The 26,445-nt window shown below is 51.9% G+C and carries 19 protein-coding genes; 7 read left to right on the top strand and 12 right to left on the bottom strand.

Annotation, left to right across the window (positions count from 1 at the left end):
- Positions 1 to 19 precede the first annotated feature (19 nt).
- A complete protein-coding gene (locus tag DFER_RS15215; RefSeq protein ID WP_015812539.1) occupies positions 20 to 3,343 on the bottom strand; it encodes a VCBS repeat-containing protein in 3,324 nt (1,107 codons plus the stop codon).
- A 236-nt stretch (positions 3,344 to 3,579) separates the two neighbouring features.
- Here DFER_RS15215 and DFER_RS15220 point away from each other — a divergent pair, with 236 nt between their 5' ends.
- Both DFER_RS15220 and DFER_RS15225 read left to right on the top strand, forming a co-directional pair.
- Positions 3,580 to 6,555, top strand: coding sequence for an FAD-binding and (Fe-S)-binding domain-containing protein (locus tag DFER_RS15220; protein ID WP_015812540.1), 2,976 nt, complete (start codon positions 3,580 to 3,582; stop codon positions 6,553 to 6,555).
- Positions 6,556 to 6,713: 158 nt separating this feature from the next.
- Positions 6,714 to 7,835 carry an ATP-binding protein gene (locus DFER_RS15225; protein WP_041736466.1) on the top strand — a complete coding sequence of 374 codons (1,122 nt, stop codon included), beginning with the start codon at positions 6,714 to 6,716 and terminating at the stop codon, positions 7,833 to 7,835.
- On the opposite strand, the gene DFER_RS15230 is transcribed toward DFER_RS15225, so the two are convergent.
- From DFER_RS15230 to DFER_RS15250, 5 genes are all read right to left on the bottom strand, one after another.
- The gene (locus DFER_RS15230; protein ID WP_015812542.1) at positions 7,832 to 10,624 is read right to left on the bottom strand and encodes a DUF5686 and carboxypeptidase regulatory-like domain-containing protein; all 2,793 of its coding nucleotides are present in this window, start codon (positions 10,622 to 10,624) and stop codon (positions 7,832 to 7,834) included. The two genes, DFER_RS15225 and DFER_RS15230, sit on opposite strands and share 4 nt — an antisense overlap.
- 88 nt (positions 10,625 to 10,712) lie before the next feature.
- Positions 10,713 to 12,623, bottom strand: a complete 1,911-nt coding sequence (locus tag DFER_RS15235) for an AAA domain-containing protein (RefSeq protein ID WP_015812543.1) — start codon at positions 12,621 to 12,623, stop codon at positions 10,713 to 10,715.
- Between the two features lie 24 nt (positions 12,624 to 12,647).
- Positions 12,648 to 13,877: a multidrug effflux MFS transporter gene (locus DFER_RS15240; RefSeq protein ID WP_015812544.1), complete on the bottom strand. Its 1,230-nt coding sequence runs from the start codon at positions 13,875 to 13,877 to the stop codon at positions 12,648 to 12,650.
- Positions 13,878 to 14,032: 155 nt separating this feature from the next.
- A complete protein-coding gene (locus DFER_RS15245; RefSeq protein ID WP_015812545.1) occupies positions 14,033 to 14,227 on the bottom strand; it encodes a hypothetical protein in 195 nt (64 codons plus the stop codon).
- A gap of 26 nt (positions 14,228 to 14,253) precedes the next feature.
- On the bottom strand, positions 14,254 to 14,466 hold the full coding sequence (locus tag DFER_RS15250; protein ID WP_015812546.1) for a hypothetical protein: 213 nt from the start codon (positions 14,464 to 14,466) through the stop codon (positions 14,254 to 14,256).
- 339 nt (positions 14,467 to 14,805) lie between these two features.
- Between DFER_RS15250 and ku the strand changes: the two genes are divergently transcribed.
- Genes ku through DFER_RS15265 form a run of 3 tightly spaced genes read left to right on the top strand, consistent with a single transcriptional unit; the run spans position 14,806 to position 17,694 of the window.
- Entirely contained in the window at positions 14,806 to 15,579 is a 774-nt protein-coding gene (ku, locus tag DFER_RS15255; protein ID WP_041736467.1) for a non-homologous end joining protein Ku, read from the top strand.
- Positions 15,576 to 16,475: a non-homologous end-joining DNA ligase gene (gene ligD, locus DFER_RS15260; RefSeq protein WP_015812548.1), complete on the top strand. Its 900-nt coding sequence runs from the start codon at positions 15,576 to 15,578 to the stop codon at positions 16,473 to 16,475. The genes ku and ligD overlap by 4 nt, the downstream gene beginning before the upstream one ends.
- Positions 16,476 to 16,527: 52 nt before the next feature.
- Positions 16,528 to 17,694 (top strand): glycoside hydrolase family 18 protein, encoded by a 1,167-nt coding sequence (locus DFER_RS15265; RefSeq protein WP_015812549.1) that lies wholly within the window; start codon positions 16,528 to 16,530, stop codon positions 17,692 to 17,694.
- A gap of 112 nt (positions 17,695 to 17,806) precedes the next feature.
- Here the strand turns inward: DFER_RS15265 and nfi are convergent, their stop codons facing one another.
- Positions 17,807 to 18,547: a deoxyribonuclease V gene (nfi, locus tag DFER_RS15270; protein WP_143828743.1), complete on the bottom strand. Its 741-nt coding sequence runs from the start codon at positions 18,545 to 18,547 to the stop codon at positions 17,807 to 17,809.
- A 28-nt stretch (positions 18,548 to 18,575) separates the two neighbouring features.
- On the opposite strand from nfi, the gene DFER_RS15275 reads away from it, so the two are divergent.
- Complete coding sequence (locus DFER_RS15275) at positions 18,576 to 19,115, top strand: hypothetical protein (RefSeq protein ID WP_015812551.1); 540 nt, start codon at positions 18,576 to 18,578, stop codon at positions 19,113 to 19,115.
- A gap of 3 nt (positions 19,116 to 19,118) precedes the next feature.
- Here DFER_RS15275 and nhaA read toward each other — a convergent pair whose 3' ends face one another.
- Positions 19,119 to 20,297: a Na+/H+ antiporter NhaA gene (nhaA, locus tag DFER_RS15280; RefSeq protein ID WP_041736469.1), complete on the bottom strand. Its 1,179-nt coding sequence runs from the start codon at positions 20,295 to 20,297 to the stop codon at positions 19,119 to 19,121.
- A 270-nt stretch (positions 20,298 to 20,567) separates the two neighbouring features.
- Here nhaA and DFER_RS15285 point away from each other — a divergent pair, with 270 nt between their 5' ends.
- On the top strand, positions 20,568 to 20,789 hold the full coding sequence (locus DFER_RS15285; RefSeq protein ID WP_015812553.1) for a hypothetical protein: 222 nt from the start codon (positions 20,568 to 20,570) through the stop codon (positions 20,787 to 20,789).
- Between the two features lie 85 nt (positions 20,790 to 20,874).
- Here the strand turns inward: DFER_RS15285 and DFER_RS15290 are convergent, their stop codons facing one another.
- From DFER_RS15290 to DFER_RS15305, 4 genes are read right to left on the bottom strand one after another with little or no spacing between them, the layout of a single operon-like run.
- A complete protein-coding gene (locus tag DFER_RS15290) occupies positions 20,875 to 22,176 on the bottom strand; it encodes a DUF5690 family protein (protein ID WP_015812554.1) in 1,302 nt (433 codons plus the stop codon).
- 20 nt (positions 22,177 to 22,196) lie between these two features.
- Positions 22,197 to 23,555: an aspartate aminotransferase family protein gene (locus tag DFER_RS15295; protein ID WP_015812555.1), complete on the bottom strand. Its 1,359-nt coding sequence runs from the start codon at positions 23,553 to 23,555 to the stop codon at positions 22,197 to 22,199.
- A 15-nt stretch (positions 23,556 to 23,570) separates the two neighbouring features.
- The gene (locus tag DFER_RS15300; protein WP_015812556.1) at positions 23,571 to 25,280 is read right to left on the bottom strand and encodes an alkaline phosphatase family protein; all 1,710 of its coding nucleotides are present in this window, start codon (positions 25,278 to 25,280) and stop codon (positions 23,571 to 23,573) included.
- Between the two features lie 12 nt (positions 25,281 to 25,292).
- Positions 25,293 to 26,438 carry a TIGR03364 family FAD-dependent oxidoreductase gene (locus DFER_RS15305; RefSeq protein WP_015812557.1) on the bottom strand — a complete coding sequence of 382 codons (1,146 nt, stop codon included), beginning with the start codon at positions 26,436 to 26,438 and terminating at the stop codon, positions 25,293 to 25,295.
- Positions 26,439 to 26,445 lie beyond the last annotated feature (7 nt).

The following is a 26,445-nucleotide window of genomic DNA, read 5'->3' on the forward strand; positions in this document are numbered from 1 at the left end:
CACACCGGCCAAAACAGGCTTACAGTCTATTGATTTTAAACAGCACGGGGGCGGCATTATTGATCAAATTGATCACATAAGGCTGCCCTCCTACCGTGATCCGGCTGATCTGCTTCACCTCGCCGTCCACCGCATAGCCGCTCTGCCTGGCCTGCAATACCTCGAATTGCATATTCCCCTTGTTGATCAGCACATTGCCGTGGCAGGCGTCGAGGCTTCTCAGCTGCGGTATAAAATGGGTAAAATTGCCTCCCACAACGAGGTCCGGCTTGCCGTCGTGATTTACATCCTCGCTCTGGATGGCATTCAGGCAGGAGAATTGCGCCATGTATGGCAATGGCGTTAATGTAAACTGTCCTTTGCCGTTGTTAACCGCAATGGCAGATTTCAGATACGTCACGGATTTTGCTACGGCCGATTGCAGCAGGTCGTCCGGGAAAAGGTCCTGCACTGTGAGCACCGCATATTCCGAATGCTTTATACTTTTCTTTTTAAGGAAAGGAAACTGTGTGGTCATTTCTCGTTTCAGCAGCACGGGGAGGTCTTTGGCGTCCACAGATTTGGAAATTACCTTCTCAATGGTGCCGTTTTTATTAAAATCGTTGATCCAGATTTTCAGCGGCGCACCCGGTGCGGCGTGAAGCGAAAAGTTTTCCCCGATGTTTCCCAAAGCCAGGTCCTGATCGCCGTCACCGTCGAAATCCCCTGTTTTTAAAGCTCCCCAAAAACCCGCGTAGCCTTCCAGACCAGTCGTAATTTTGATAAAACGCCCTCCCGAAAACCGGTAGGCTGCCGGCGCCATCCAGTCACCCGCAATAACCAGCTCTTTTTGCCCGTCGCCGTCGATATCGGTCCAGACTGCATCGCGTACCATGCCTGCTTTCGCCACTTCTGGCGCAATTTCGTTTGTTACATCCCTGAAATTCCCTTTCCCGTCATTCTGATACAGGTAGCTGGCCGGGCTCGACCCATATTCCCGTGGGACGCTCCGGCTGCCTGCGAAAAGGTCCAGATCGCCGTCGCCGTCATAATCTTCGGTGACGAGCACGGCGGTGTTCATCGCATTAGGTGGTAGGGCTGTCGGGGCGAAGGTAAAATTGCCCTTTCCGTCGTTCAGGTACAGGCGCGTAGGCAGGTCGGCGGCGGTAGCCTGGCCCTCATTGCCCCCACTGCCCACCACAAGGTCGGGGGCGCCATCGCCATCTGCATCGAAAAACAATGCGGCCGTATCCTCAAAGCCAGCGTGAGCAGTAAAGGATTTTTGTGGTGATGGAACAAATAGACCGCCTTTTTGTAAGTACAACTGACCTTCCTGGCCTTTCGCACCGCAAATGTAAATGTCGTCGAGCCCGTCGCCGTTCACATCACCGATGGCCGCCTTAGGGCCTTCGCGGGACAGCATCATGGGAATATTCCTTTCATTATAAAAGTCTTCGTACCGGTTTTCACGGTGTGCTTCCAGCCCTTTCGCGGGCACATTCGTCAGCATTCGGCCGGGCGGGATCGCTTGTTGCAGGTATGGGGTGCGGGCCTCGCCGATTGATAGGGTCAGCACCGTGTCGGACCGGACTGCATGCAGGCTGGTTACCTTCCGGGTCGGCCAGAGCACCCGCACGGAGTCGATCTGCACGATTTTCCCTAATCCAATCGTCAGCGGGTATTCCGTGCTCGACTGGAACCCGCGGGACGGGTTCAACTGCTTGCTAAACACCTGCCCGGCCGCGTAAACCTCCACTTTGGAGCCAATCGCCCGGGTGTTCATCCCCTCGCCTTTGAGGTTAAACTTAATGTAGTGGTTCCTGTCGTGCTGCGATTCAGACTTATTTTTATATACAAAGCAAGGAGCATTCACATTATTAACGACCAGGTCGAGATCGCCGTCATTATCCAGGTCGGCATAGGCAGCGCCATTGGAAAAGGAGGGTTTACCAAACCCGAATTCTTTGGCCTTCTCCTTGAATTGCAGATTGCCTTCATGATGGAAGAAATTATTGGCAATGGGTGTCGAAGGCATCCGGTCGATAATGTGCTGCATATTCTGCTTCTCGCCGGACAGGACCATTTTCTGCGTGACTTCATTGGCAAAAAAATCGATAAAGTCCTGATCGAGAATGTCATGGTAAATGCCATTGCACACATAAATATCCGTTTTGGAATCATTGTCGGCATCAAACAGCAACGCGCCCCAGCTCCAATCGCTCGCCGCCACGCCCGAATAATTGGCAATTTCACTGAATGTCCCGTCCTGGTTGTTGAATTGCAGGCTGTTTTGCATGTATTGGTTATAAAAACCCTTTTCCTTTTTCAGGTTAAAAAGGTAGTGGTTCTCGAACGACGTGGTGGTCTTGTAGCGGTACTCATCGCGCGGGAGCATGTCGGTCACAAACAGCTCCGAGTAGCCATCATTACTGATATCGGCCATATCGGCGCCCATCGAGGCGAGGCTCGTATGCTTTACGCGCTTTTCGAGCTCTTCGGAGAATGTGCCGTTTTGCTGGTTGATGTATAAATAGTCCTTCTCGTAAAAGTCGTTGCAGATGTAAATGTCCGGGTAAAGGTCGCCATTGATATCCCCCACCGTCACGCCCAGCCCGAAGCCGATCAGGCTGCCGTAAATGCCCGCAGCTTCGCTTACGTCCGCGAATTTGCCCCCGTCGTTTCGGAACAACTTGGCCCCGCCTCCTTTCAGATAATCTTTCACGGGCCAGTCTTTCGCACGCAGGCGGCGGTCGTTGGCGTAATTGAGGGTATTAACGGGAATGAAGCTGTTGTTCAGTACGTAAGCATCCAGGTCGCCGTCGAGGTCGTAGTCCAGAAACGCCGCGTGGGTGGTGTAACCGGTTTCATCCAGCCCGTATTTCCGGGCCGATTCCGTGAACGTGAGGTCGCCGTTATTGATGTAAAGGGAGTTGCCTTGCTTTTTGATAAACTTTTCGTAACCGGCATTGCATACGTAAATATCGAGCAGGTTGTCACCATTTACGTCGGCCATGACCACGCCTGTGCTCCATTTATCGGGTTCGCCCACGCCGGCGCGGGCGGTAATGTCCTCAAACTTCCAGTTGCCTTTGTTGAGGTACAGCTTGTTCTCACCCATGTTGGCGGTGAAGTAAATGTCCGGGAGCCCGTCGTTATTGATATCCCCGACCGACACCCCGCCGCCATTGTAAAAATTACGGTAGTTGAAAATGTTCACTTCCTCCCGGTCCTCGACCTTGTTCACAAAATCGACACCGGTTTGAGCCGCGTCCATTTCCTCGAAAAGGCCATCATAATGTTCCTCGGACTTTTTGCAGGAAAACTGGCTGTATATCAGGACAAAAAACAATGCTGCCAGCAGCATCGGAAGAAATCTTTTCGTCATTGGTTTAAATGCGTGAACCCGAAAGAAACTACAAAAATGCTCCAACAAAACGATCAATTTTGTAATATTCATCATTAAATTATCAATAACCGGGGTTTTCGGTCGTATTTCGGTTGTGCCCAGGACCTGCCGCTTCACTTCGCCAACATTTTGCTGGAATTCCTTCCGCGTTGTGCGTAACTTTGAGTCCGTTATTTTTCCAGTTAATTGCATTTATGACATCCCCGTCTCCAGTATCAGATGCCGATCTGAGTTTGCTTGCACAACGCCTTGAGGGTGACCTCTTCTACGACAATACCATGCGGACGTTATATGCAACAGACGCATCTGCCTATCGTGAAATGCCGCTGGCCGTCGCGATCCCCCGATCGAGCGCCGACCTGAAAGCCCTTATTTCATATGCCACGGAAAAACGTGTGTCGCTGATCCCCCGCACCGCCGGGACCTCGCTTGCAGGACAGGTTGTGGGTAACGGTATAGTGGTAGACGTTTCTAAGAATTTTAATAAAATACTCGAAATAAACGCGGAAGAACGCTGGGTACGCGTGCAGCCGGGCGTGGTGCGCGACGAGCTGAATATGGCCCTGAAACCCTACGGAATGTATTTCGGCCCTGAAACTTCCACAGCCAACCGCGCAATGATCGGCGGGATGGTGGGAAACAACTCGTGCGGTTCCAACTCCATTGTGTACGGCAGCACGCGCGAGCATTTGCTGGAAGTGAAAGCGATCCTCGCCGACGGCACCGACGCCGAATTCAAGAATGTAACATCGCCAGAATTGCAATCGCTCCTGAGCAATGCCCGCCAAAAAAACGGCAGCGCATCGCTTTTGGACAAAATATACCTTAAAACCGACGCCATCCTCAACTCGCCTGAAAACCAGGCCGAGATCCGGAAAAACTTCCCGAAACCGTCGGTAGAGCGCCGCAATACGGGGTACGCCCTTGATATGCTGCTCAATATGGAGCCTTACACCACAGGCACCGGGGCAGACAAGCCTTTCAATATGTGCAGCCTCATCGCAGGCTCGGAAGGAACGCTATGTTTCCTCACTGAAATCAAGGTCAATCTGGTGCCGCTGCCGCCTAAAACGCAGGGCCTCGTGTGCGTGCATTGCGATACCATAGACGAAGCACTCCGCGCAACCATCCTCACGCTCAAATACGGCCCGCACGCCGTGGAGCTTATCGACGAATACGTGTTAGAATGCGCGGCCACGAACGTGGAGCAACGGAAAAATGCGTTTTTCGTGATGAACAAGCCTGATGGCAAGTTCCCGGCTATTCTCGTAGTGGACCTGTCGAGGGAAACGAAGGAGGAAGTGGAGCAGCTGGCAGCGGAAATGGAGAAGGAATTCCGTGAAGCCGGCATTGGTTTCCATTATCCGCTTTTGTTTGGAGAGGATACCAAGAAGATATGGACGCTGCGGAAGGCGGGGCTTGGGCTCCTGGGCAACATTCCCGGCGACGAAAAGGCCGTAGCGGTAATCGAAGACACGGCGATTGACGTGTACGACCAGCCTGAGTACATCCGCGAGTTCAACGAAATCTTGAAAAAACACGGAATGTCGGCCGTGCATTATGCGCACGCAGGCTCGGGAGAGCTGCATTTGCGTCCGATCATCAACCTTAAAACCAGTGAAGGTCACCGCCAGTTCAGGATGATCGCCGAGGAAATCGCTGATCTGGTGAAGAAATACGACGGCTCGCTCTCAGGCGAGCATGGCGACGGCCGTTTGCGGGGCGAATTTATTCCCAAAATGGTGGGCCAGCATAACTACCAGCTTTTCAAGGACATTAAGAAAACCTGGGACCCGAATAATATTTTCAATCCGGGCAAGATCGTCGACACCGCGCCGATGGACACGTTCCTGCGCTACGAGGCCGACCAGCAAACGCCCGAATTCAAAACTAATTTCCGGTTCCACGACCAGAATATCCTGCAACACGCCGAGCAATGCAACGGCTCGGGCGACTGCCGGAAAACGCATTTGAGCGGCGGCACCATGTGCCCGAGCTTCATGGCTACCCGCAACGAAAAGGACACCACCCGCGCCCGGGCGAACATCCTGCGTGAAATGCTCACGCGCTCGCCGAAGGAAAACCGGTTCGACAACAAAGAAATTAAGGAAGTGTACGACCTCTGCCTGGCCTGTAAGGGCTGCAAAGGCGAATGTCCTTCCAATGTGGACGTTGCGAAGCTGAAAATGGAGTTTTTGCAGCAATATCACGACGCGAACGGCATTCCGGTACGCTCCTGGCTGATCGGCAATTTCTCTAAAATGACCGGCATCGCCAGCTACGTTCCGTGGGCTTACAATCTCATTTTCAAGAATGCGCCACTCCGTAAGATCGCCAACACGGTCGTAGGCTTCCACCCGGAGCGCACTATGCCGCTGCTGCACAGCACTACATTGAAAAAATGGTACGATCAGCGCAAAAGCAGCGCGCCGAAATCGGAGCGGAAAGTGTATTTGTTCTGCGATGAGTTTACCAATTATAATGATGTGGAAATTGGTAAAACGGCCATTCGGGCGCTGGAAAAGCTGGGTTATGAAGTGATTATTCCAAATCACGGTCCGTCGGGCAGGCCGCAGTTGTCCAAAGGCTTGCTGCGGGATGCCAAGAAAATCGCGGAAGAGAACATCCGTCTGCTGAAAGACATTATCTCCCACGACACGCCGCTGGTAGGTATTGAACCCTCAGCGATCCTGACATTCCGCGACGAATATCCTGATCTCGTAAGTGATGAATTGGTGGAAGAGACGAAGAAAATCGCCCAGAATGCGTTGCAGTTCGACGAATTCATAGCACGCGAAATCGAGTTGAAAAACATTTCCAAAAACCAATTCACGAAAGAAAAACGGCTCATCAAACTGCACGGCCACTGCCAGCAAAAAGCCATTTCCAGTGTGATACCGACGAAAAAAATGCTTTCACTGCCTGAAAACTACACCGTGCAGCTCATTCCATCGGGATGCTGCGGCATGGCGGGATCATTCGGCTACGAAAAAGAGCATTTCGAAATTTCCATGCAAATCGGTGAGCTCGTCCTCTTCCCGACCGTGCGCCAGCAACCGGAGGAAGTGATCATCGCCGCCCCCGGCACCAGCTGCCGCCACCAGATCCACGACGGCACCGGCCGGAAGGCGCTGCACCCGGCGGAAATTCTTTGGGATGCTTTGGTGTAAGAACTTTAATTGGGATATCGGGAGGTCGGCAATTTGCTTTGCCGGCCTTTATCTTGGCTCAAAACTCAACTTTTTGGGAATGAATTCCTAAAAAACGTCGACTTTTTAGGAATTCATTCCCAAAAAGTTGTAATTTTATAAAAAACGAGATGCTGCTTATGGTCATTAGAAGTCTTCAAACCGTACTCCAAAAGAAGCTGTATGACGGTAAAGCGATCATATTGACAGGGGCTAGGCAAGTAGGTAAAACTACATTATTGCAAGGCTTGTTCGGAAATTCGGATGACACACTTTGGCTCAATGGTGATGAAGCGGATGTACGGGCACTATTCGATAATGCCACGTCCACGCGGCTGAAAAACCTTTTCGCAGGAAAGAAAAACGTCGTCATTGACGAAGCGCAGCGTATTGCCGACATCGGCGTGAAATTAAAGTTGATAACCGATAATATTCCCGGCATTCAGCTGGTGGCCACCGGAAGCTCGGCTTTCGAGCTTGCCAATAAAATAAATGAACCGCTCACGGGACGGAAATGGGAGTATCAGATGTTTCCCCTTTCATTTGGTGAAATGGTGAATCACCACGGACTGATCGAAGAGCGGAGGTTGTTACCTCAGCGGCTGCTTTATGGCTATTATCCTGATATCGTCAACAACCCTGGCGAGGAGAAAGAGATTTTAAAACAACTTTCCGACAGCTATCTGTATAAGGATATACTCACCTGGGAAAACATTCAGAAGCCGGAGAAATTGTTGCGCTTATTGCAGGCATTGGCATTTCAGGTAGGCTCGCAAGTATCTTATAATGAACTAGGTACCATGTGCGGCCTTGATAATAAGACGGTCGAGAAGTACATCAACCTCCTCGAACAGGTTTTCATCATTTTCCGGCTCAGTTCATTTAGCCGGAACTTACGCAACGAACTGAAAAACAGCCGGAAAATCTATTTCTACGACAACGGCATCCGCAATGCATTGATTGCCAATTTCAACCAGCCCGAGTTACGAACGGACATTGGTGCGTTATGGGAGAACTTCATGATCTCGGAGCGGATGAAGTTTGTGAACTATAATGGCATTTGGGCAAATCAATACTACTGGCGCACGAAAGAGCAAAACGAGATTGATTACCTCGAAGATATTGACGGAAAACTGCACGCTTACGAGTTCAAATGGAGCTCCAAAGCAAGGGCCGTTTTATCTAAAACATTCAGCAACGCATATCCGGGCAGCGAGTTTACCATTGTCCATCCTGGCAATTTCGACGACTTCCTCCTCTAATTCCTCCCCCAATTAATATTCATCGTAGTCCCCACCCGGAAGGCGGTGCTTTTGTACTTAAACCCTTCAAAACTGTTCACCACTTCCAACCGCAGCGGGAAGCGGATGCCGATGTCGAGGCCGTAGCCGAGCTCGGTGTAGTTGTTGGAGTCCGGCGTGGCGAGGTAATGGAGGAAAAAATTCTCTTTGACGCCCATGATGCGCAGCCAGGTGATTTGGGTGAGTAGAAATTGGCGGAGTTCGCTGAGGATGTGCGCCTCGAAGAATTTCCTGGAAGTACTGTATTGGTAGTAATCCAGCATGCGGAATGTGCCCACCGGGTCGCCGAGCTGGAAGAAGAAACGGTTGCCGGCGAAATGCTGGTAGTCAGGGAATTGCAGGCTGTCGCGACCGAGGAAGCTGCCGACGGCTAATTTGTAGCGCAGTTTGCTCCGGATGCCGGTTTCAAAACCGTGCTCGATGCCGATCCGCACAAAGTCGTAATTGACATCGCCGCCGAATGCGCTGATGGCTTTGCGGTAGCCGACGGAAAGTTTCGGCGAATCGTCGTCGTAATAAGACGTTTTACCGTTCCGAGTGCGATACTTCTGCCAGGGTTTGTACGATGCCGCAATGCCGATGGTGAATGCCTGGTGGCGCGGCATCGGTGCTGGCAACACCGCGGCGTCCGCCCGGTTCTCCGCATTATCGGGAACATTGGAAGTGAACTCCCGGCGCTTCCAGTCGATCCAGCGGTAGGGCGACGTTTTTTCGAGGTTGGATAATGCCGAACGGTCGGCGTACTCGATGCTGGCTTTGAATTCGAAATGATCGTTTTCCCGGCTGTTTCTGAAATCGACGCGGAAGAAATCCTTTTGATATTCTTTGATAAAGTTTTGCTCCAAAAACAGCGTCGTAAGCGTGTTCAGCAGCGGATGCATGGGGTTTTCGCCGTTGAACTGGGCAATGCCGCGCCCACCCGAAACGCTGATCGCATTGCGCGCCCAGCTGTAATCACCCACGCCGGTCACGAGCAGCTTGTTACGACCGAACGAATAGCGCGTCAACCCACCTGCCGACCAGTCATGACCACTCCTGACTACTCCTGACTTCCCGGTAGCAGTATCACCAGCGCGCTTCCGCCCGCCCGAATGCCGCAGTTTGAGACCCGCGCCATTCAGCACCAGGCCTTCCACGGTATTCACCTGAATGCCCGGCAAAGGGCCGATATAATCCAGCCGGAAAGCACTTTCTTTTCCCAACCGGAAATTACGCCCCGTCAGCAGATCGCCGAGCCCGAATTTGCCGCCCTTCTTCGTCTTCGTCGTGTCTGCCTTGCTGGTTTTCATACTATCCTTCTGACTTTCAGACCCTTGATTGATAATCACCAAGCTATCCAGCCGCGAATAACTTTTCACCTCCGCTACCGTAAGTGGCACCGTCCGCAGCGAATCCCAGAACGCCATGCTCCGTCTGGCCGCCATCGAATCGACCTGCGTCGAATCTTCGCGGCTCATTTTCATGTCGATATCCTCCCCTTTCTTTTCCTTTTCTTTGAGGTCCTGCTTTTCGTATTCCTTCATCATTTTCCGCAGGTTTTTGGCGGAAAACGATTTCTGCTTGCTCACAACGTCCTCCATACTCTGGGCCTTGATCTCCCGGCCGGTCAGGCGCACCTTTTTGGCTTCCTCTGCATATTTTTTGTCGTCGATCACCACGATGTCCGGCTTGAATGTCGGGTTGATCTTAACATTGGTAAACGACTGCGAGATCACGAAATCGCCTTTGCCTTTGAACCCATAAATGCCTCCCTCGACGTGAAATTGCTGGTTAACAGGCATCCACACGCCCTGAATGGGGCTGTACACCTGCTTAATATCCAACCGGAAACCGGTATTGACCGTCTGCAAATCCAGACTGTAAATGCTCCATTCACCCTCGATGATCTGGATCGTGCCACGGTACACGCCCTCGCCCCACCGCCGCGGCGTCACCTTTATTTTGTTCACTTCAATGCCGTTTTCGCGGAATGCACCCAGGTATTCGAATTTATAATAGGCAAATGCGCGAGGCGAAAGCGGCGACACCGCTTTCACCACTTCCGGCTGGTAAAAGCTGGCCAGCAGGTACATATTCGGGTCGGCCATGTTCTTATCCATGCTGCTCCGCGTGGCCACCACACGCTGTTTGTACACATTAGGCTGCCGGAAAGTCACCTCCGAAACCGTTTCATTCAGCATCGGAACGCCCTTTTTGAAGTTAGCCTCCTTTTCCATTTCCTTCAATTCCTTTTTGTAGAGAAATTCCAGCGGCAGGTCGGTCACCACCACCGACGATTTGGAATAGACTTTGGCCGTGTAGGCATCCACTTGCAGGAAATGATAGCGGCTTTTGGCAATGGCGCTGCGCATGATGGTGTACGCCGGGTCCTCGTCGCGAGCGCCTACGCGCACCTCGCCGAGTGTGAGCGCCTGCTCTTCCATGGTAAGGTCGAAGGTTTGCATTTTATTCTCCACCGTGAATCCCTTCTGCCCGGTTTTAAAACCCAGGTACTGGAAAATCACTTCATAATAGCCCGGTTTAAGATCGAGCTGATAGCGGCCCTCTTCATTGGAAATGGTGCTGATACTCGTCCCCTTGACGATAATGGCCGCAAATGGCAGCGGCTCGCCTTTTTGGGTTTTAATCAAACCCCTTACTCCGCCGGGCGGCGATCCGCCGGGCGACGCCTCGCCGGGCGACGTTTGTGCAAAGGCTGTAAGGAATGTAGTAAGGGTCAGACAAAGCGTGAGAAGGAACTGTTTGAGCATACGGTTTCAGCAAGTCGGATGAATGTATCTGCCAGATGCATTTAAAGATACTCCGTTGCTTTGAAAGAAAAATCCGCTCATCACATACTTATAAATCCGAAAACTCCCAGGCACTCTGGTAGGCATTCAGCCCCTGGGCATAGGCAATGAAATTTTCATAAAACGGCAACACCGAAAGTGTGGCGCTGTCGCCGATCACGACGAGCTTCTTGCGTGCGCGGGTCATGGCCACGTTCATGCGGCGAATGTCGGCCAGGAAGCCGATTTGCCCTTCGATATTGTTTCGGGTCATGCTGATATACACCACATCCCGCTCCTGCCCCTGGAAGCTGTCGATGGTGTTGACGGCTATCTTGTCCAGGTAAAGTTGCAAGTGGGGCGCGTGCGCGAGCAGGTTTTTGAGGATGTTGATCTGCTCTTTGTAAGGCGAGATAATAGCAATGCTCGGAAAGCTTTCCGGTTTTGGGTTAACCTTTGCAAATTCCGCAGCGAGCTGGGTCAAATGCTTGAAGAGGAAAGCGGCTTCTTCGGGGTTGGTAGAGCTGGTCCCTTCCAGTTTATCATCAAACCCGCAGCCCGCCGTATCGACAAATGCCAGGGGCGCCTCGCCCGGGAACAGCACACGGCCCGCCACCGATTCATGCGCTTTGAGTTTGTCATGATAAAAGACTTTGGAAGAATAACCCATAATCGCCTCATTCATCCGGTATTGTTCTTCCAGCAGCACCACCGATTCGGGGTGCAATGCCACGCATTTTTCCAATAATGTGGTGCTGAGCCCGCCCTTCGCCGCCTCTTCCGACTTGATGGTCGGCGGCAGCTGCAAATGGTCACCGGCAAAGACCACTTTTTCGGCTTTGAGGATCGGTATCCAGCAGGCTGGCTCCAATGCCTGCCCGGCCTCGTCGATCACCACGGTGCGGTATTTCATATTGCGGACGGTGAAGTGGTTGGAGCCCACGAGCGTGGCCGTTACCACCTGCGTTTTGGTGAGCAGGTCGTCGATAATGTATTGCTCCATATTCGCGACGTCCTTCATAATGCGGTGCGCCTCGTCGAACAATGCCTTCCGCTGGTCCCGCTCGGCTTTCCCGAAATGGCGCTTGTATTTGTGCGCCATGTTTTTGTATTCGTTGGCCTGCTTTTTCAATGTCTTAATGTCCTTCACGCTCGCGTGTGAGGACATTTTGCTGTCCAAAGTCAGCGCCGTAAGTCGTTCTGAAACGCGGACCGGGTTACCCACGCGGAGCACGTTCAGGCCTTCTTCACTCAGTTTTTCACTCAGCAAATCCACCGCCGTGTTGCTCGGCGCCACCACCAGGATGGGCCGGTTATCCTTTTTGACCAATGCCTTGATCGCCTGCACCAGCGTGGTGGTCTTGCCCGTGCCCGGAGGCCCGTGCACGATCGCCAGCTCCTGTGCGGAAAGGATATTCTGCACCGCCCGCTGCTGCGATGGGTTCAGTTTGGGAAGCGTAATGGGATAAATGTCCTTGTCAAATGAAGGTGCCTTCTCGCCGGTAAGCACTTTGATCAAATGCCCTTCTTTGTCCGACGAACCCAGCGAATCCGCCGTTTTCAATGCGGATTGCATTTCATCATAACTATTATCGTCGAAGAGCAAATCAATGCCCAGCTTGCCATCGCGCGACCATTCGGGCAATTCATCCGTGCGCAGCGTGATTTTCAGCCGGTTGCCGCCCTGGTGCGAAACTACGCCTTCTACACGGTCTTTTTTAGGTTCATGATTGCTGAACAAAACCGCGGGCATGCCAAAGCGCAGCTGGTGCGGCACCTCCTGGTGCGTGGTGCGTTCCACTTCTACGGTGAGGTAGTCGCCGCGGCTCATTTCCTGGCCGCGGATGGCAATGGGGTACCAGGCCAGTCCGTTGGCGCGGCGTTCGGAGACAGACGAGCGTTCGATCAATCGCTGGTACGATTGCTTGTCTTCCTCCCTTTCTATTTTCAGTAATTCGAGTAGTCGCTTGAAGTAATCCATTCACAAAGTAAATAAACGGGCCGCTTAATGCATCACACCGGCATCCGCGCCCTGCTGTACTTCCACCTTGTGGGTAATAAACCGGCGGCCTACCACGAGCACAATCAGCGCCAGCGTAGCCGAACCGGCCATAGCCGCCACCATCGGTATCAGCGAAGGCTCTTCGAACAGGCTGATCCCGATGGAAATCAATGTCCCCGCACCCATTTGAAATGCACCCATCAATGCCGACGCGCTGCCCGCATTACGTGTGAACGGAGCGAGTGAAAGTGCGGCCGCATTCGGGTAGGTGTAGCCCACGCAGCACAGAAAAAGGAATAGAAACACGAGCGTGGAGGTGAGCGTCAGCGCGCCGGCCAGTGCTGCGGCAAGGAAAGTAAGGCCGATGACCGCCTGGCATATCAGCGCCACATTCACGATCTGCTCGCTGCTGAACCGCCTCAGCATTAATGTATTCACCTGCCCCGAACCAATAAACCCGACCGAGAGAAATGCAAAGATCCAGCCGTACACCTTGCCGTCGATTTTAAATACCTCCATAAAAACGATAGGCGAACCCGCTACGTAGGCAAACAGCCCCGCAAATGCGATGGCGCCGGTAATGGAATAGGTATAAAATTGCGGCTCGCGGAGCACTTCCAGGAAGTTCGCAATGATGGGCTTCGGTTTCAGCGAAAGCGTTTTATCAGGCTTGTAGCTGTCGGGCAGCCACAATGCCGTGGCGACGAAAATGGCTACGCCCATTAAGGTTAGTATCATGAATACGGCATGCCATCCGAATGCGTCGGTCACGTAGCCACCGACCGTAGGGGCGATCATAGGAGAAAAACCAACGACGAGCAGCAATAGCGAAAACACTTTGGCGCTTTCACTGACAGGGAAAAGGTCGCGCACCATAGCGACGGAAGCGACAGTGGCCGCACAGCTGCCGACAGCCTGGATAATGCGCAAAACAATGAGCTGCTCCACGCTGGTAGCGACGGCACACCCGGCCGACGCCAGAATGTAAACGGCCAGACCGATGAACAGCGGCTTTTTCCGCCCGAAACGGTCGAGCAGCGGACCGTAGAGCAGCTGTCCGAGTGAAATCCCTACGAAATATCCCGATAAGGTTTGTGAAACTTTGGCTGCGGTGGTGTTCAAATCACGCGCAATGGCCGGGAACCCCGGCAGGTACATATCGATTGAAAAAGGGCCAAGCGCAGTCAGGCTCCCCAGAATGAGGATCAGAAAAAAGTAAGTCTTTTTGGACATGGGAATACTGTGGTGTGGAGAAATCCGGTGTGTGGGTAACACGAAATCCCGCGGCCGGGTTCGGGGCAAAAGATTTTTTCGCAGCCCGTACAAAATGAGAAAGCCCCGGTTATGCACCGAGGCCCTGCTTTATTTTCATGGCAACATACCTAATATCATGCTGCTACCCAATTGAGCTTCTTCTGAACTTCTTTCTCGCTTTCACTTACTGCATACGGCACCTTGTTTTTAAGGTAAATGATGCAGCCCTGCCCTTTTTTATTGGGAGTAATTTTAAGAACGTCTTCTCTATGAATGATAATGTTGATGAGCTTCTGCCCAAACAATTTGAATGTACCTTTCTGTACCATGTCCTTGTGAATGAAATAATTAACGCTTAGGCAACTCCACTAATCGAATTACCAGATTTGAGGAAGAGCAGATAGTAATCCTTCGAAATAGCGAAATATCCAAGGTCTGTACGGTTACTCAATTGTAGAAAATCAGCCACTTCTCTTTGCGCTTCTGATTCTGATCTGGCACCTGTGACGGTAAGCACTGCGCCGGGTTTCAAGCTTTTCGCTGGGTTGTTACCTAGTGTCGCTACCATAGTTATATCCGATTAAAGAGTTAGTCTTGTTGTGAAATTGTTTTGGAAGCATCTATTAAAAAGACATGCCAGATGCCCTCGCACAACGAACGTATAAGGATATATCAGGGAGGCTTACGTGGTAACTTATCAGGAATATATGGATACAAAATGTTGATTACAAGCACTTTGTAATTTTATCCAAAAAATTTACAGGAATTATTGAAATAGTCCCATCTAAGGTCGCCTGATGTCCATTTTTGAGGAAGTATTATCAAAATGATCGCATCGGCCCAGCGGCATTTGGCGACATTCAAGGCACAGATTTTGCTCTCACCCAATTTTCAAAACGAAAAGAATATGAGAGCAATATGGTCCGGGGCGATCGGGTTCGGCCTCGTCAATATCCCCGTCAAACTTTTCAGCGCCGTGCAAGCCAGCGAGCTCGACCTCGATATGCTGGATAAAAAAGACCACGCAAACATCCATTACCAGCGCGTAAATGCCAACACGGGCCGCGAGGTGAAGTGGGAGAACATTGTGCGCGGATATAAGGTGGAGGACAATTATGTGGTACTCGATGAAAGCGATTTTGAAAAGGCCAGTCCCGAAAAAACGAAAATCATCGAAATCGCGGAGTTTGTCGATGAGAAGGAAATCGACAGCATTTACTACGAAACACCCTATTACCTCCAACCCGAAAAGTCGGGTGCGAAACCCTATGCATTGCTGCGCGACGCGCTCAAAAAAACCGGCAAATGCGGCCTCGGCAGTTATGTGCTGCGTAACCGCGAGAGCCTGGTGCTGATTAAACCACAGGGCGACTTGCTGATCCTCAACAAAATCCGCTTCGCCGACGAAATCCGCGATACCGACGAGCTCAATATTCCCGATGTGAAGATTAAGCCGGCCGAAATGAATATGGCCGTCCAGCTGATCGAGCAGCTCACTACCGAATTCGATATTTCAAATTACAAAGACACCTATAATGAAAAGTTGCTGAAACTGATCATGGCCAAGGCAAAAGGCAAGAAACCGGCGGCCAGCAAAATGAAGGTCGTTCATTCGAAAAGCCGTGACCTGATGGCGCAATTGAAAGAAAGCCTCTCGGCCCCCAAAAGAAAAGCATCATGAAAAAGAAAGCGGAGATCACCCATCCCGAGAAAATTTACTGGCCCGACGAGCACATTACCAAAGGCGAGCTGATCGATTATTACCGGAATATCGCGACATACATTCTGCCATATATGAAAAACAGGCCGCTTTCGCTGCGCAGGCAGCCCAATGGCATTAAAGACGAGGGATTTTTCCAGAAAGACGCGAGCGATTCGGTGCCGGAATGGATCAAAACCTTTGAAATACTGGCCGAATCCACAGGAAAGATGGTCAATTACCATGTGGTGAACGATGTCGAAAGCCTGCTTTACATCGCGAACCTGGGCTGCATCGAAATGAACCCTTGGAATTCGACCATCAACAAGCTGGAAAATCCGGATTGGGTGGTGATGGACATCGACCCGTCGGCCAAAAACACGTTCGATGACGTGATCGACGTCGCATTGACCATCAAACAAATCCTCGGCGAAATGGACGTGGAAGGGTTTTGCAAAACCTCCGGCGCGAGCGGTATGCACGTTTACATTCCATTCGGCAGAAAATACGATTACGACCAGGCCCGCGACTTTGCTGAACTGCTCGCGCACATGGTGGTGGAACGGATACCGAAAATCACCACGCTTGAACGCTCACTCTCGAAACGCAAAAAGAATCAGATTTACGTGGATTACCTGCAAAACCGCATCGGGCAAACACTCGCATGTGCGTACAGCGCCCGCCCGAAACCCGGCGCAACGGTGTCAACGCCGCTGGAATGGAGCGAAGTGCAGCACGGCCTGAGCCCGAAGGATTTTACAATTAAGAACATTTTCGACCGGCTCGACAAAAAAGGTGACCTTTTCAAAGGTGTGCTCGGCAAGGGCATTAACCTCAAAAAAGCCCTGCAAAAGCTCTCGGTACCGGCCCAGGATTAGGAGATGATTTGAAGGCGTATTTATTTTAACCCTTCAAACCAAAACCAAAATCATGCGCCTATTCCCTACTCAAAAGAGCCTCGGCACGGCATTGCTGCTTGTGTTCCTTCTTGCCCCATTGCTTTTCCTCAACGGCTGCTCATCCGACAAAGACGGCGAAGGCGACGCCGATTCCACCAAACGCCCCGTCGTGATCGGCTATGTGGGCGGCTTCCACGGTTTGCTGAACACCAGCAACATCGACGCCAAAATGCTGACGCATATCAATTACGCGTTTGTTGATATTAAAAACGGCAAAGCGTTTCTGACCAATGAAAAGACCGACACGACCAATTTCCGTCAGCTCAACCTGCTGAAAGGCGACAATCCCGACCTGAAAATCATGATCTCGATCGGGGGCTGGGCGTGGAGCGAGAATTTCTCGGACGCCGTGCTCACCGATTCTGCCCGGAAAGTATTCGCGAAAAGCAGTGTAGATATCATTAAAAAGTACAACCTGGACGGTGTTGATATAGACTGGGAATACCCCGGCCTGCCTGGCGAAGAAGGCAATGTTTTCCGTCCCGAGGACAAGCAGAACTACACCGAAATGTTCCACGCCATCCGCAACGAACTCGACTTGCTGGAAAAAGAAACCGGTAAGAAAAAACTTCTCACCACGGCCGTGGCCGGGTGGGTGGAGTTCCTCAAAGCCACCGAAATGGATAAGGCACAGCGCTATCTCGACTATGTGAACCTGATGACCTACGACCTTTTCCAGGGAGATACGGCGGTTCACCATGCGAGCTTGTACCCTTCCAACATTTACAAAACGGCTAAATCGGTGGATAATGCCGTAAAAGGCTTCCATGCCGCCGGTGTGCCGATGGAAAAACTGGTGGTGGGTTTGCCCTTCTATGGCCGGATGTTCACGGTAGCCAAGCTGGACAAAGGGCTGGGACAAAAGCAGATCAAGCAGCAGTATGTCGATGGCTATTCGTACATCAAAGACAGCCTGGTGAATAAAAAAGGGTTTAAAGAATACCGCGACACCGTGGCGAAGGCGCCCTACCTGCTCAATGCCGAAACCGGCGATGTGCTGAGCTACGACGATGAAGAGTCGGTGCGGGAAAAATGCAAATATGTGCTGACCAACAAGCTGGGCGGGGTAATGTTCTGGGAATACGACTCCGATCCCAAAAAGTATTTGCTCAATGAGATTGATAAGTCATTAAAATAACATCGTGCTTGCCAGGGGTTAAAACCCCCTGGGAGCGATATGGGCCGTGCCGCTGGCACTGGCCTTTTTTTTGTTTTTTTGGACTTTTGATGTACACTTCTTCTTTTTGATTTCAGAAGAGGTTCCAGGTGTTGATTTCGTGGTAGCCTTCTGTCAGCTCGCCGGTCCGGAAGCGGTTCACGTACTCGTGTGCGCGGCGTGTGGGCTCGGGGAGCCGGTGCTTGCCTGTACATTTGAGTGCGAGTGTGAGGCTGTCTTCGAGCGTCATCTGATGGCCGGGGGAAATGAAAACGGGTTTGACATTGTCCTTTGTCCTCAGTGCATAGCCGATCACCTCGCCTTTATCTGTAACGGGCGTGTATTCTCCTTTCATCGTGCCGGGCTCGGTATACTGCCCTGCAAGTTTCTTTTTGGCACAACCCATCGTAACAGCGCCGGTAAGCACCCCGAAATGCGACGCGATGCCCATCCGGCGTGCGTGAAGGATGCCGTTTCCGTCAAACATGATCAGGTCGGGCTTTACCGGGATCTGTTCATAGGCTTTCAGGATTGCCGGAATTTCGCGAAAAGCCAGGTAGCCGGGCACATAGGGGAATATCGTGCTGCTTTTGACGAGCGAAAATGCGATTGGTTGAAGATCGGGATAGCTCAGCACCACCAGTCCGGCATAAACGGTCTCACTATACAGCGCGAGTGAAATATCGGCACCGGCGATCGTTTTTGGCTCTTTTTGATAGGGTTCCAGCTTCAAATGTGAGCGGAGTTGCTGCTGGATGAGCGTGGCCTCGCCGATCGTCAGCTGATCGTAATTTACTTCGGGTGTAATCACCATTCTTTGCAGTGTGTCTGGCATGATATTTCCTGATATATACAAAAGTTATATGCCCAATTACTTCAAAAACCAGGCCACTTTCATGGAACACACCTCTGTCAAACGCAAATGGGCGAACTGGAAATTCGTTTCGTTCGTCGTAATCCTCATTGCCATTTTTGTAAAATTTTATGTACTCGACGAGCACGACGAGAATGCGGCCGTAACTGTTGCCCTGGACCTTCCGCAGATCGCGATGCGAAACCAGCAGGAAGTGGCCGCCATTCTGGGCAAAGGCAAGCTCGAAAGCTATTATACCGACGAGCAGGCAGGTTGCGAAAAATGCCCCCGGGTAACCTACCGCGAGGGTAAGGCCGAAATCATTTACATTAACGACATCGCCGACCAGATCAGGCTCAACAACCTCTCCGATTACGCATTCGAGGACCGCATTATCCTGGGCCTGCTCAACCTGACCGAAAACATAGCCCCGAACATCGACCAGGACGGCGTGAAAACCTGGGACAATTACCAGAAATACACCCAGATATCCGCCTTCTCGAAGGACGGCCACGTGGATTACATTCTTATCAAAAGCAAAACCGAATAGCCCCTACCGTGCCGCACGCCTGCTCACGGCGTAAAGCGCAGCATAGCCGAGTATACCCGAAAGGACAGAGCCGGTGAGAATCGAAAACTTGGCTTCGGAAAGGATGAGGTGCTCACCTGGAAACGACAGCAATGCAATAAATACCGACATCGTAAAGCCGATCCCGCCCAGCATTCCCACGCCGATAATATGTGCCCAGCCCGCGCGGCTGGGCATGCTGCTGATCCCGAGCTTCACGGTAAGCCACGAGAGCAGGGTAATGCCCAGCGGCTTGCCGATCACCAGTCCGAGGATAATGCCTAGCCCCAGGCTGGTCGTAAGCCCTTCTAGCATTTCGGCTTCGAAGGTGATATTGGTGTTGGCCAATGCGAAAACGGGCATGATAGCGAAGTTTACCGGCTTCACAAGCAGGTGTTCGAGCCTCTCCAATGGCGACTCCTGCGCGTCGGGCGTGGTGGGGATGGCGAAGGCCGTGAGCACGCCGGCAATGGTGGCATGCACGCCCGAATGGTGGATAAAATACCAGATCAGCGCGCCCGGCACCAGGTAGGCCGCCAGGTTTTTGACGCCCGCGCGGTTCATCACCAGCAAAGCCGCAAAAATACCCGCCGCATACAGTAGGTAGTTGTAATGCAAATCGGAAGAATAGAAAATAGCAATGACGAGGATCGCCATCAGATCGTCGACGATCGCGAGTGCCGCGAGGAAAATTTTGAGTGAGGACGGCACTTTGCTGCCCAGCATGGTGATGATCGCGATTGCAAACGCAATGTCGGTTGCCATGGGAATGCCCCAGCCTGCGGCGGTGTGGGTGCCTTTATTCAGCAAAAAGTAAATCGCAGCCGGAGCCAGCACGCCGCCCAGGGCTGCAAAAATGGGTAAAGCCGCTTTTTTGAAAGAAGACAACTCCCCTTCTACCAGCTCCCGCTTAATTTCCAGCCCTACGAGGAGGAAAAACACAGCCATCAGTCCATCGTTGATCCAGAGCAGGATCGGATAGCGCAAATAGACGCTTTCGCTATGGAAGCCGACTTCCGTGCCGAGCCATTTCTCGAACGTACCCGCAGCGGGAGAATTCGCAATGATGAGCGAAATGATGACGCATACGATCAGAATGACGCCGCCCAGCGACTCCGACTGTATGAATTCTTTAAAGGGTTTGAGGTTAATCAGTTTAGCCATGCAGGCAATATAGTAAATCCAGCGGAACTGCCGGACGGGCATATATTGTACTTTTCAAATAAAAACCAGATCATTAGTCAGTATAGACATATTTGAATATTTCAAATCATAAAACTGTCATATTTACCGTCAAATCACTCATCACCAATAAAAACCACTCATATAGCCGTTTGATCATTCATTGAATAAAGATATATCCATCCATAAAATACCATTTATATTTGCATCATCAAATAAGACAAAGACAAGAAACAATAAATAATAAGAGCTATGAAAACTTTGATCACAACCTTCGTTAGCATTATCGCATTGACCAGTTCAGTTGCATTTGCCGAAGACAATAAATCAGCCAATACAATCAAAAACGCGCTGCCTGCATCCACTCCCGTAGTAGAAACGCCAGCGCCACCGAAAGCGACAAAAGTGAACCCATATTATACCCAGACGCCTGCTCAAAAAGCAGCCATCGTCGAGCTGAAAACGACAAAATAGGTTTTAGTAAAAATTGAAAGGTGAAATTGAGATGTTAAAAAGGAGGGCCAGTGACCCTCCTTTTTTTATTGCCCTAAGCGCCGCCTCAGGCGGCAGCGAACGGCGTCCCCGGCTTCTCGGCCGACCGAGCCGAGCGATACCGGTCGAAATAAAAGTTGCTAAGCGTAAGCAGCAGCAAGCCCAGCCCGAATTGCAGGTAAGAGAACTGCATCAGCACCTGCGACCAGCTTAGCTCCTTCATGAAAAACTCCTTGTAAAGCAACAGCCCCACGCTGCCCAGATACCCGATACTTTCGCAGATATACACAAAGTAACCGGCATTCGCCTTCACGCGGTATAATGCGATCATCCGCTCAAAAACAACCGTTTGAAGCACCGTATAAGCCAAAAACAAGCCTAACCCGATCATGAGCATCCAGTAAAAGCCTGTGATAAGGGATTTTTCAAACAGCAGCGTCCCCATTCCAATGAGGATAACCCCGGCGAACAAAATGAGGTAAGCAAGCCGGAAACCCGCAAGGTTATCGCGCACGAAGGCCAGCGCGCCGATGATCACCAGCACGACGAGCCCGGTCACCATTTCCGTGGTTGTGAGCACGCCGCTGCCCCAATCTGAGTCGATTTCGTTCCAGATTTCGATGGTGAAATTGTCGCGGAAATCGCGGACGACCACGAGCGTAGCGTAGAAAATCACCAGGCACACGATCGGGAAGCCGAATTGCCGCATCACCAGCCGCTTGTCCGCGCTCGTCATCGGCACGCGCTCGGTGCGCAGGGCCATGTCCTCGGCCGTTGGTTTCGGGATAACCGAAAGCATCCATACAAACATCAGGAACAGCGGCAGGAAAAGTAGCCCCATAAAAAACGGCATCCAGAACTCCGAGATGCCGGGTACAATGCCGTGGATTTCAATGTAAGTAGTTTTAAGAATACCCGACGCCACTACCACACTGATATTTAGCCCCATAGCAAGCATTTCCGTAAACCGTCGCCCTTCGAGGAAGCTAAACACCACCCCGTACACCATCCCTAGCGGCAATCCGTTCATGAACAGAAATACGAAATTGTAGGGATAAGGCACAAGCCCGAAGCATAGCAGCGCCAGTTCCGCCACCAGAATAAGCCCGATGACCAGCTTAACGCGTGCATTGTGCTTCAATTCGGAGATGACTTTGATACCGGCAAACTTGGACAGCGTGTAACCCGCCACCTGTGAAATGATCAGGATGGCCTTGTAACTGACCTCCCCGAGTTCCAAGCCCTGGTACAGCCCTGCATTGAACGGTTTACGAAACGCGTACATGCAGAAATAAGCCCCAAACGAAGCGATAACAGCCCAGACGATGAAAAACGAATTCGAACGCGTAAGTGCTTCTTTCAGGCGCATATAGTCAAGTGTTGAGTTTTCTATACCAAAACCGAAGCCTTTTCGATGGCTTTGCCGAGGATCTGCAATGCCTCTGTGAGCTGCTCGCGGGTGATAATGAGCGGCGGCGAAAGCTGCACCACATTCCCCTGCGACACTTTGAAACTCAGCCCGTTTTGCAGGCATTCGTACATTACAGCCTCCGCTTCTTCCACGGCTTTTTCCTTTGTTTCGCGGTCTCTCACCAGCTCCACGCCCCACAAAAGCCCGATCCCGCGCACCTCGCCGATAAGCGGATATTTGTCTTTCAGTTTTCCGAGTTCCTCCCGCATGAATTCCGCATCGGCATTCACTTTGGCAAGCAGGCCGTTTTGCTCGATACATTCCAGCATAGCCAGCGCAGCCACACTTCCGAGCGGGCTTTTTTCATGCGTAAAATGCCCGAGTGAGACATTTTGGGCTACATTATAACTGTCGCGCGCCACAATCGCCGCCATCGGCATCACGCCCGCACCAAGGCCTTTTCCCAGACAAACAATGTCCGGCTCGAAGCCGTAATGCTCAAATGCGAACATTTTGCCCGTCCGCCCGAACGCGATCGGGATCTCGTCCAGTATCAGCAGCACGTTATGTTTGGTACAAATTTCGCGCACACGCTTCCAGTAGCCCTGCGAGGGGATCTGCACATCGGTATTCCGGATCGTTTCGATGAGGAATGCGCCGATATCCCCTTCTTTTTCAATCACATATTCGAGATAATCGGCATAGGGAATGTCGCCGTTGCCCGCTGCGGCGAACGGCCCGCGGTAGGTCATCGGCGGAGGAATGCGCTCTACGCCCGGCATCAGCGGCCCCATATCCTTTCGGAAATCGAGCTCGCCGCCCGCAGAAATGGCATCGAGCGACGCACCATGGAACGAGTCCCAGAGCGACACCACTTTATGTTTGCCGGTCAAAATACGGGCGAGTTTCAGCGCCATGCTGATCGCCGACGTGCCGCCCGGAGCGAAAAGAACGCGATTCAAATCACCCGGCATAAGACTGCCCAGCTTTTTAGCCAGCTCAATGGCGGGCACATTGGTATATCTTCGCGGCGAGAACGGCAGAATATCCATCTGCGCTTTCAGCTTCTCAATTACGTACGGATGCCGGTAACCCAGCTGATGCACATTATTGCCATGAAAATCCATGTAACGCTTACCCTGCACATCGGTAAGGTAAATACCTTCACACGAAGCGAGCACATCCAGGCAAGGCGTGGAAAGCGACTGATGCAGAAAGTGTTCCGCATCCTCGTGCAGGTAACCGGAAGTTTCCGGATCACTCATCACTGCATACCAGTCCCGGCGCGCGGATGATAAGTTAATGTCGCCTTCCGTACGGTTGTGCGCTGCTGCCATTTACTGGGTTCGGGGTTATTTCACAAAGAGCTTATCGGCCGGGATAAGTTGCTTGGTAACGCCCGGACCGCGATAGAATGCGTCGAGCCAAAAGCCGCCGCCGTTATTGTAATATTGAATTTTAATCGGATACCTGCCCGCTTTCAGGTCAATGGAGCCTGTTTTTTCCTCTACACCATGGTTACCGTCGTTGTTCACCACTTCTTTTCCGTCCACAAAAAGCTTACTTCCATCGTCTGATTGCGTTGAAAATTGATATTTCCCTTCCCGGTCGATTTGAATAAAACCTTCGAATTGCATGGCAAAGCTTTCCGTTCCTTTTGCCAGCATGCCTTCAATGTCTTTTTTCACCATTCCAAACTCCGGGGCGATCCACGACTTCCCGTTTTTAAGCTGGGTAAAATCGGGAAGCTTGTTCAGATCATTGGCTTTGAAAAACATGGCGGTCACTCCATTGCCCTTCCCGGATTTGACCAACCTAAAATACGCAGTGGAAAGCAAACTCGGGTTACCTTTTTCATCAAATGTGCGCGCTTTGACGACGGTCGTCTGGCTCACATTGAATGGCTGCGTGTAAACCGGCGATTTCAGGCCGGGATCAGAACCGTCGATGGTATAATGCGTCGTACCTTTTTCTGCTTTAGTATCGATCCTCACTGTCGCCGGTTTGTCCACAAAAAGCCCTCCTGCCTGCTCATACAGCTTTCTTTCGGGATGGATCACGGGCGCGTTTACCGTTTTTTCGCCGAGCCAGAGATTTTTAGGTTCGTCAAACCCCGCAAATGCAGGCTTCACCGGGCGACCGATCCACGCATAAGGCTGCTCGATACCAAGCACAAACGCAATCGTCGAAGCAAGGTCGTAAGTATAAACCTGTTGCTGAATCTCGTAGCCTTTTTTCACACCAGCCCCGAACAAAACGCCGGCTATTTCAGCCTCTTGCGGCGTTGCGCCGCCGTGCCCGTAACCAATGCCGCCGTGATCCGCCCAGAGAATCACCAGCGTTTTGTCCGCGATGCCGGCATCTTGAATACCGGCAAGCACTTTCCCGATCAGCGAGTCGGCTTTGGTGACCGACTGGTAGTATTCCTGCGAGCCGTGCCCGCCGTGGTGGCCTGCATGATCCACGTGGTCGAAATGCACGAAACCGAGTGTTGGCTTTTTATTTTTAATGTATTGGACAAAATCAGCCGCAGTTGAATCCTCTGTCGAGAAATGCTTGTCGTAGTTGACCGCATTCTTTTGGAACAACCGCCCAAAACCGCCCCAATGGTACACTGCACCGATTTCCGCATCGGGTTTTGCCTTGTGCAAAATGCTGAAAATGGTCGGAAAGCGGCCGTCGGCCTCCTGGGCAATGGGCGGCAGCGAGTGGTCGTCCATTTCCCAGTCGTTGTTGATAATGCCATGCTGCTCGGGGCCGGCGCCCATGATCATCGACGCCCAGTTTTGGCTGCTCGCCGAGGTCAGCACCGTCCGCACATTCCATTTCACAGCGCCATTGGCCACCATCCGGTCGATACTCGGCGTTTCTGCCTTTCGGATACCGTCGGGACTCAGCCCATCTACACCGATCACGATCACGTGTTCAATGCCCGCAGGTCTTTCGTCCGCGTTCATTTCGGCGACAGGCGCCTTTTTCCGAAGGTCGCTTTCCGGCAGGGTTTGAAATGCCGCCAGCATCAGCGAAACCACCGCCAGCGTGCAGGAAACTTTTGCAAACATATTTTTCAGCGTTTAGATCCGGTATGTTCCGCCCACTACTTCATCGCACAAGCCAAAGGATAGCGTCATTCCATTGCCGCCCAGGCCATTAATGATCGTCACGCCGCTTTCCGGCGTCATCACGAGCTCGGTGGCCCCGTTGGTCATTTTGGGATAGATCCCGTGCCAGCTCTGGAATACTTTCGGCGATTTGAACTGCGCGAATGTTCCGAGATAGTCGAGGATCATGGTATTGATAAACTCGCGGTCGAACGGATCGAACGTGAGCGCGTATTCGTGCGAGTCGCCAACAGTAATCTCGCCCAGGCCGTTTTGCGAAGCCATCACGTGAATGCCCCATTTAAGATATTCCGCATATTCGCGCTCGTACCGGGCTTTCAATCCCGGCAGCGATGCCGCCGCTTTGAAACCGTGGTAATGAATGAACGACAATCCGCCGCATAATGCCGGACCAATGCGCCAGTCGTCGGGCTGGGCTTCGAGGCGCATCATTTGCAGTTTGCATTTGGTCAGCGGCGCCGCCGAAAACTGTTGGGGATAAAGTGTTTCAAAATCTTGTCCGCTGCAAACGAAAATCTCGTCCGCCGACCAGCTTTTGGAGCCGGAAATCACGGTCGGGTATGCCACCTGAGAAATGGCCGTGTCCCATATAAATGTAACGCCAAATGTAGCTTGCAGGTAACCAGGGATCGCCGCGATGGCCTCGCGGGGGTCTACGATCATCTCATCCGCGGAATAGAGCGAGCCCAGCAGCCCATCGGGATTCACCGCCGGCGACTTGGCCAGCGTGCCGGCCGCATCGAGACAGGCTACCGGCCGGTAAGCGCTCACTTCCACAAACTGCCGGATCACTTCCAGCTCATCCTCCTGGTAGGCCATATGCAGGCTGCCCGCTTCCTGAGACCAGCATTTGGCACCCGCCAGCACCTCTTTCCAGATACTTTTGGCATGCAATGCCCTTTCATACAACTTTCCTTCCGGCTGCCCGATGGGCCAAACCATCCCGAAATTACGGATCGATGCGCCCACCGCTTTCGACGAACGCTCGATCACCGTCACCTGATAACCCCTTATAGCCAAAGCCCTTGCCGTAGCCAGGCCTACAATGCCCGCCCCGATCACAATCGCCGATTTACCCATGCTTTTCACTCCGTTCATAATGAGC

The sequence above is a fragment of the Dyadobacter fermentans DSM 18053 genome, from assembly GCF_000023125.1.
GTDB lineage: Bacteria > Bacteroidota > Bacteroidia > Cytophagales > Spirosomataceae > Dyadobacter > Dyadobacter fermentans.

What these genes read in the sequence shown, in the direction of transcription:
- DFER_RS15215 (WP_015812539.1), bottom strand. Translation starts at nt 3,343, where the DNA reads ATGCTGCTGGCAGCATTGTTTTTTGTCCTGATATACAGCCAGTTTTCC.
- DFER_RS15220 (WP_015812540.1), top strand. Translation starts at nt 3,580, where the DNA reads ATGACATCCCCGTCTCCAGTATCAGATGCCGATCTGAGTTTGCTTGCA.
- DFER_RS15225 (WP_041736466.1), top strand. Translation starts at nt 6,714, where the DNA reads ATGGTCATTAGAAGTCTTCAAACCGTACTCCAAAAGAAGCTGTATGAC.
- DFER_RS15230 (WP_015812542.1), bottom strand. Translation starts at nt 10,624, where the DNA reads ATGCTCAAACAGTTCCTTCTCACGCTTTGTCTGACCCTTACTACATTC.
- DFER_RS15235 (WP_015812543.1), bottom strand. Translation starts at nt 12,623, where the DNA reads ATGGATTACTTCAAGCGACTACTCGAATTACTGAAAATAGAAAGGGAG.
- DFER_RS15240 (WP_015812544.1), bottom strand. Translation starts at nt 13,877, where the DNA reads ATGTCCAAAAAGACTTACTTTTTTCTGATCCTCATTCTGGGGAGCCTG.
- DFER_RS15245 (WP_015812545.1), bottom strand. Translation starts at nt 14,227, where the DNA reads ATGGTACAGAAAGGTACATTCAAATTGTTTGGGCAGAAGCTCATCAAC.
- DFER_RS15250 (WP_015812546.1), bottom strand. Translation starts at nt 14,466, where the DNA reads ATGGTAGCGACACTAGGTAACAACCCAGCGAAAAGCTTGAAACCCGGC.
- ku (WP_041736467.1), top strand. Translation starts at nt 14,806, where the DNA reads ATGAGAGCAATATGGTCCGGGGCGATCGGGTTCGGCCTCGTCAATATC.
- ligD (WP_015812548.1), top strand. Translation starts at nt 15,576, where the DNA reads ATGAAAAAGAAAGCGGAGATCACCCATCCCGAGAAAATTTACTGGCCC.
- DFER_RS15265 (WP_015812549.1), top strand. Translation starts at nt 16,528, where the DNA reads ATGCGCCTATTCCCTACTCAAAAGAGCCTCGGCACGGCATTGCTGCTT.
- nfi (WP_143828743.1), bottom strand. Translation starts at nt 18,547, where the DNA reads ATGCCAGACACACTGCAAAGAATGGTGATTACACCCGAAGTAAATTAC.
- DFER_RS15275 (WP_015812551.1), top strand. Translation starts at nt 18,576, where the DNA reads ATGCCCAATTACTTCAAAAACCAGGCCACTTTCATGGAACACACCTCT.
- nhaA (WP_041736469.1), bottom strand. Translation starts at nt 20,297, where the DNA reads ATGGCTAAACTGATTAACCTCAAACCCTTTAAAGAATTCATACAGTCG.
- DFER_RS15285 (WP_015812553.1), top strand. Translation starts at nt 20,568, where the DNA reads ATGAAAACTTTGATCACAACCTTCGTTAGCATTATCGCATTGACCAGT.
- DFER_RS15290 (WP_015812554.1), bottom strand. Translation starts at nt 22,176, where the DNA reads ATGCGCCTGAAAGAAGCACTTACGCGTTCGAATTCGTTTTTCATCGTC.
- DFER_RS15295 (WP_015812555.1), bottom strand. Translation starts at nt 23,555, where the DNA reads ATGGCAGCAGCGCACAACCGTACGGAAGGCGACATTAACTTATCATCC.
- DFER_RS15300 (WP_015812556.1), bottom strand. Translation starts at nt 25,280, where the DNA reads ATGTTTGCAAAAGTTTCCTGCACGCTGGCGGTGGTTTCGCTGATGCTG.
- DFER_RS15305 (WP_015812557.1), bottom strand. Translation starts at nt 26,438, where the DNA reads ATGAACGGAGTGAAAAGCATGGGTAAATCGGCGATTGTGATCGGGGCG.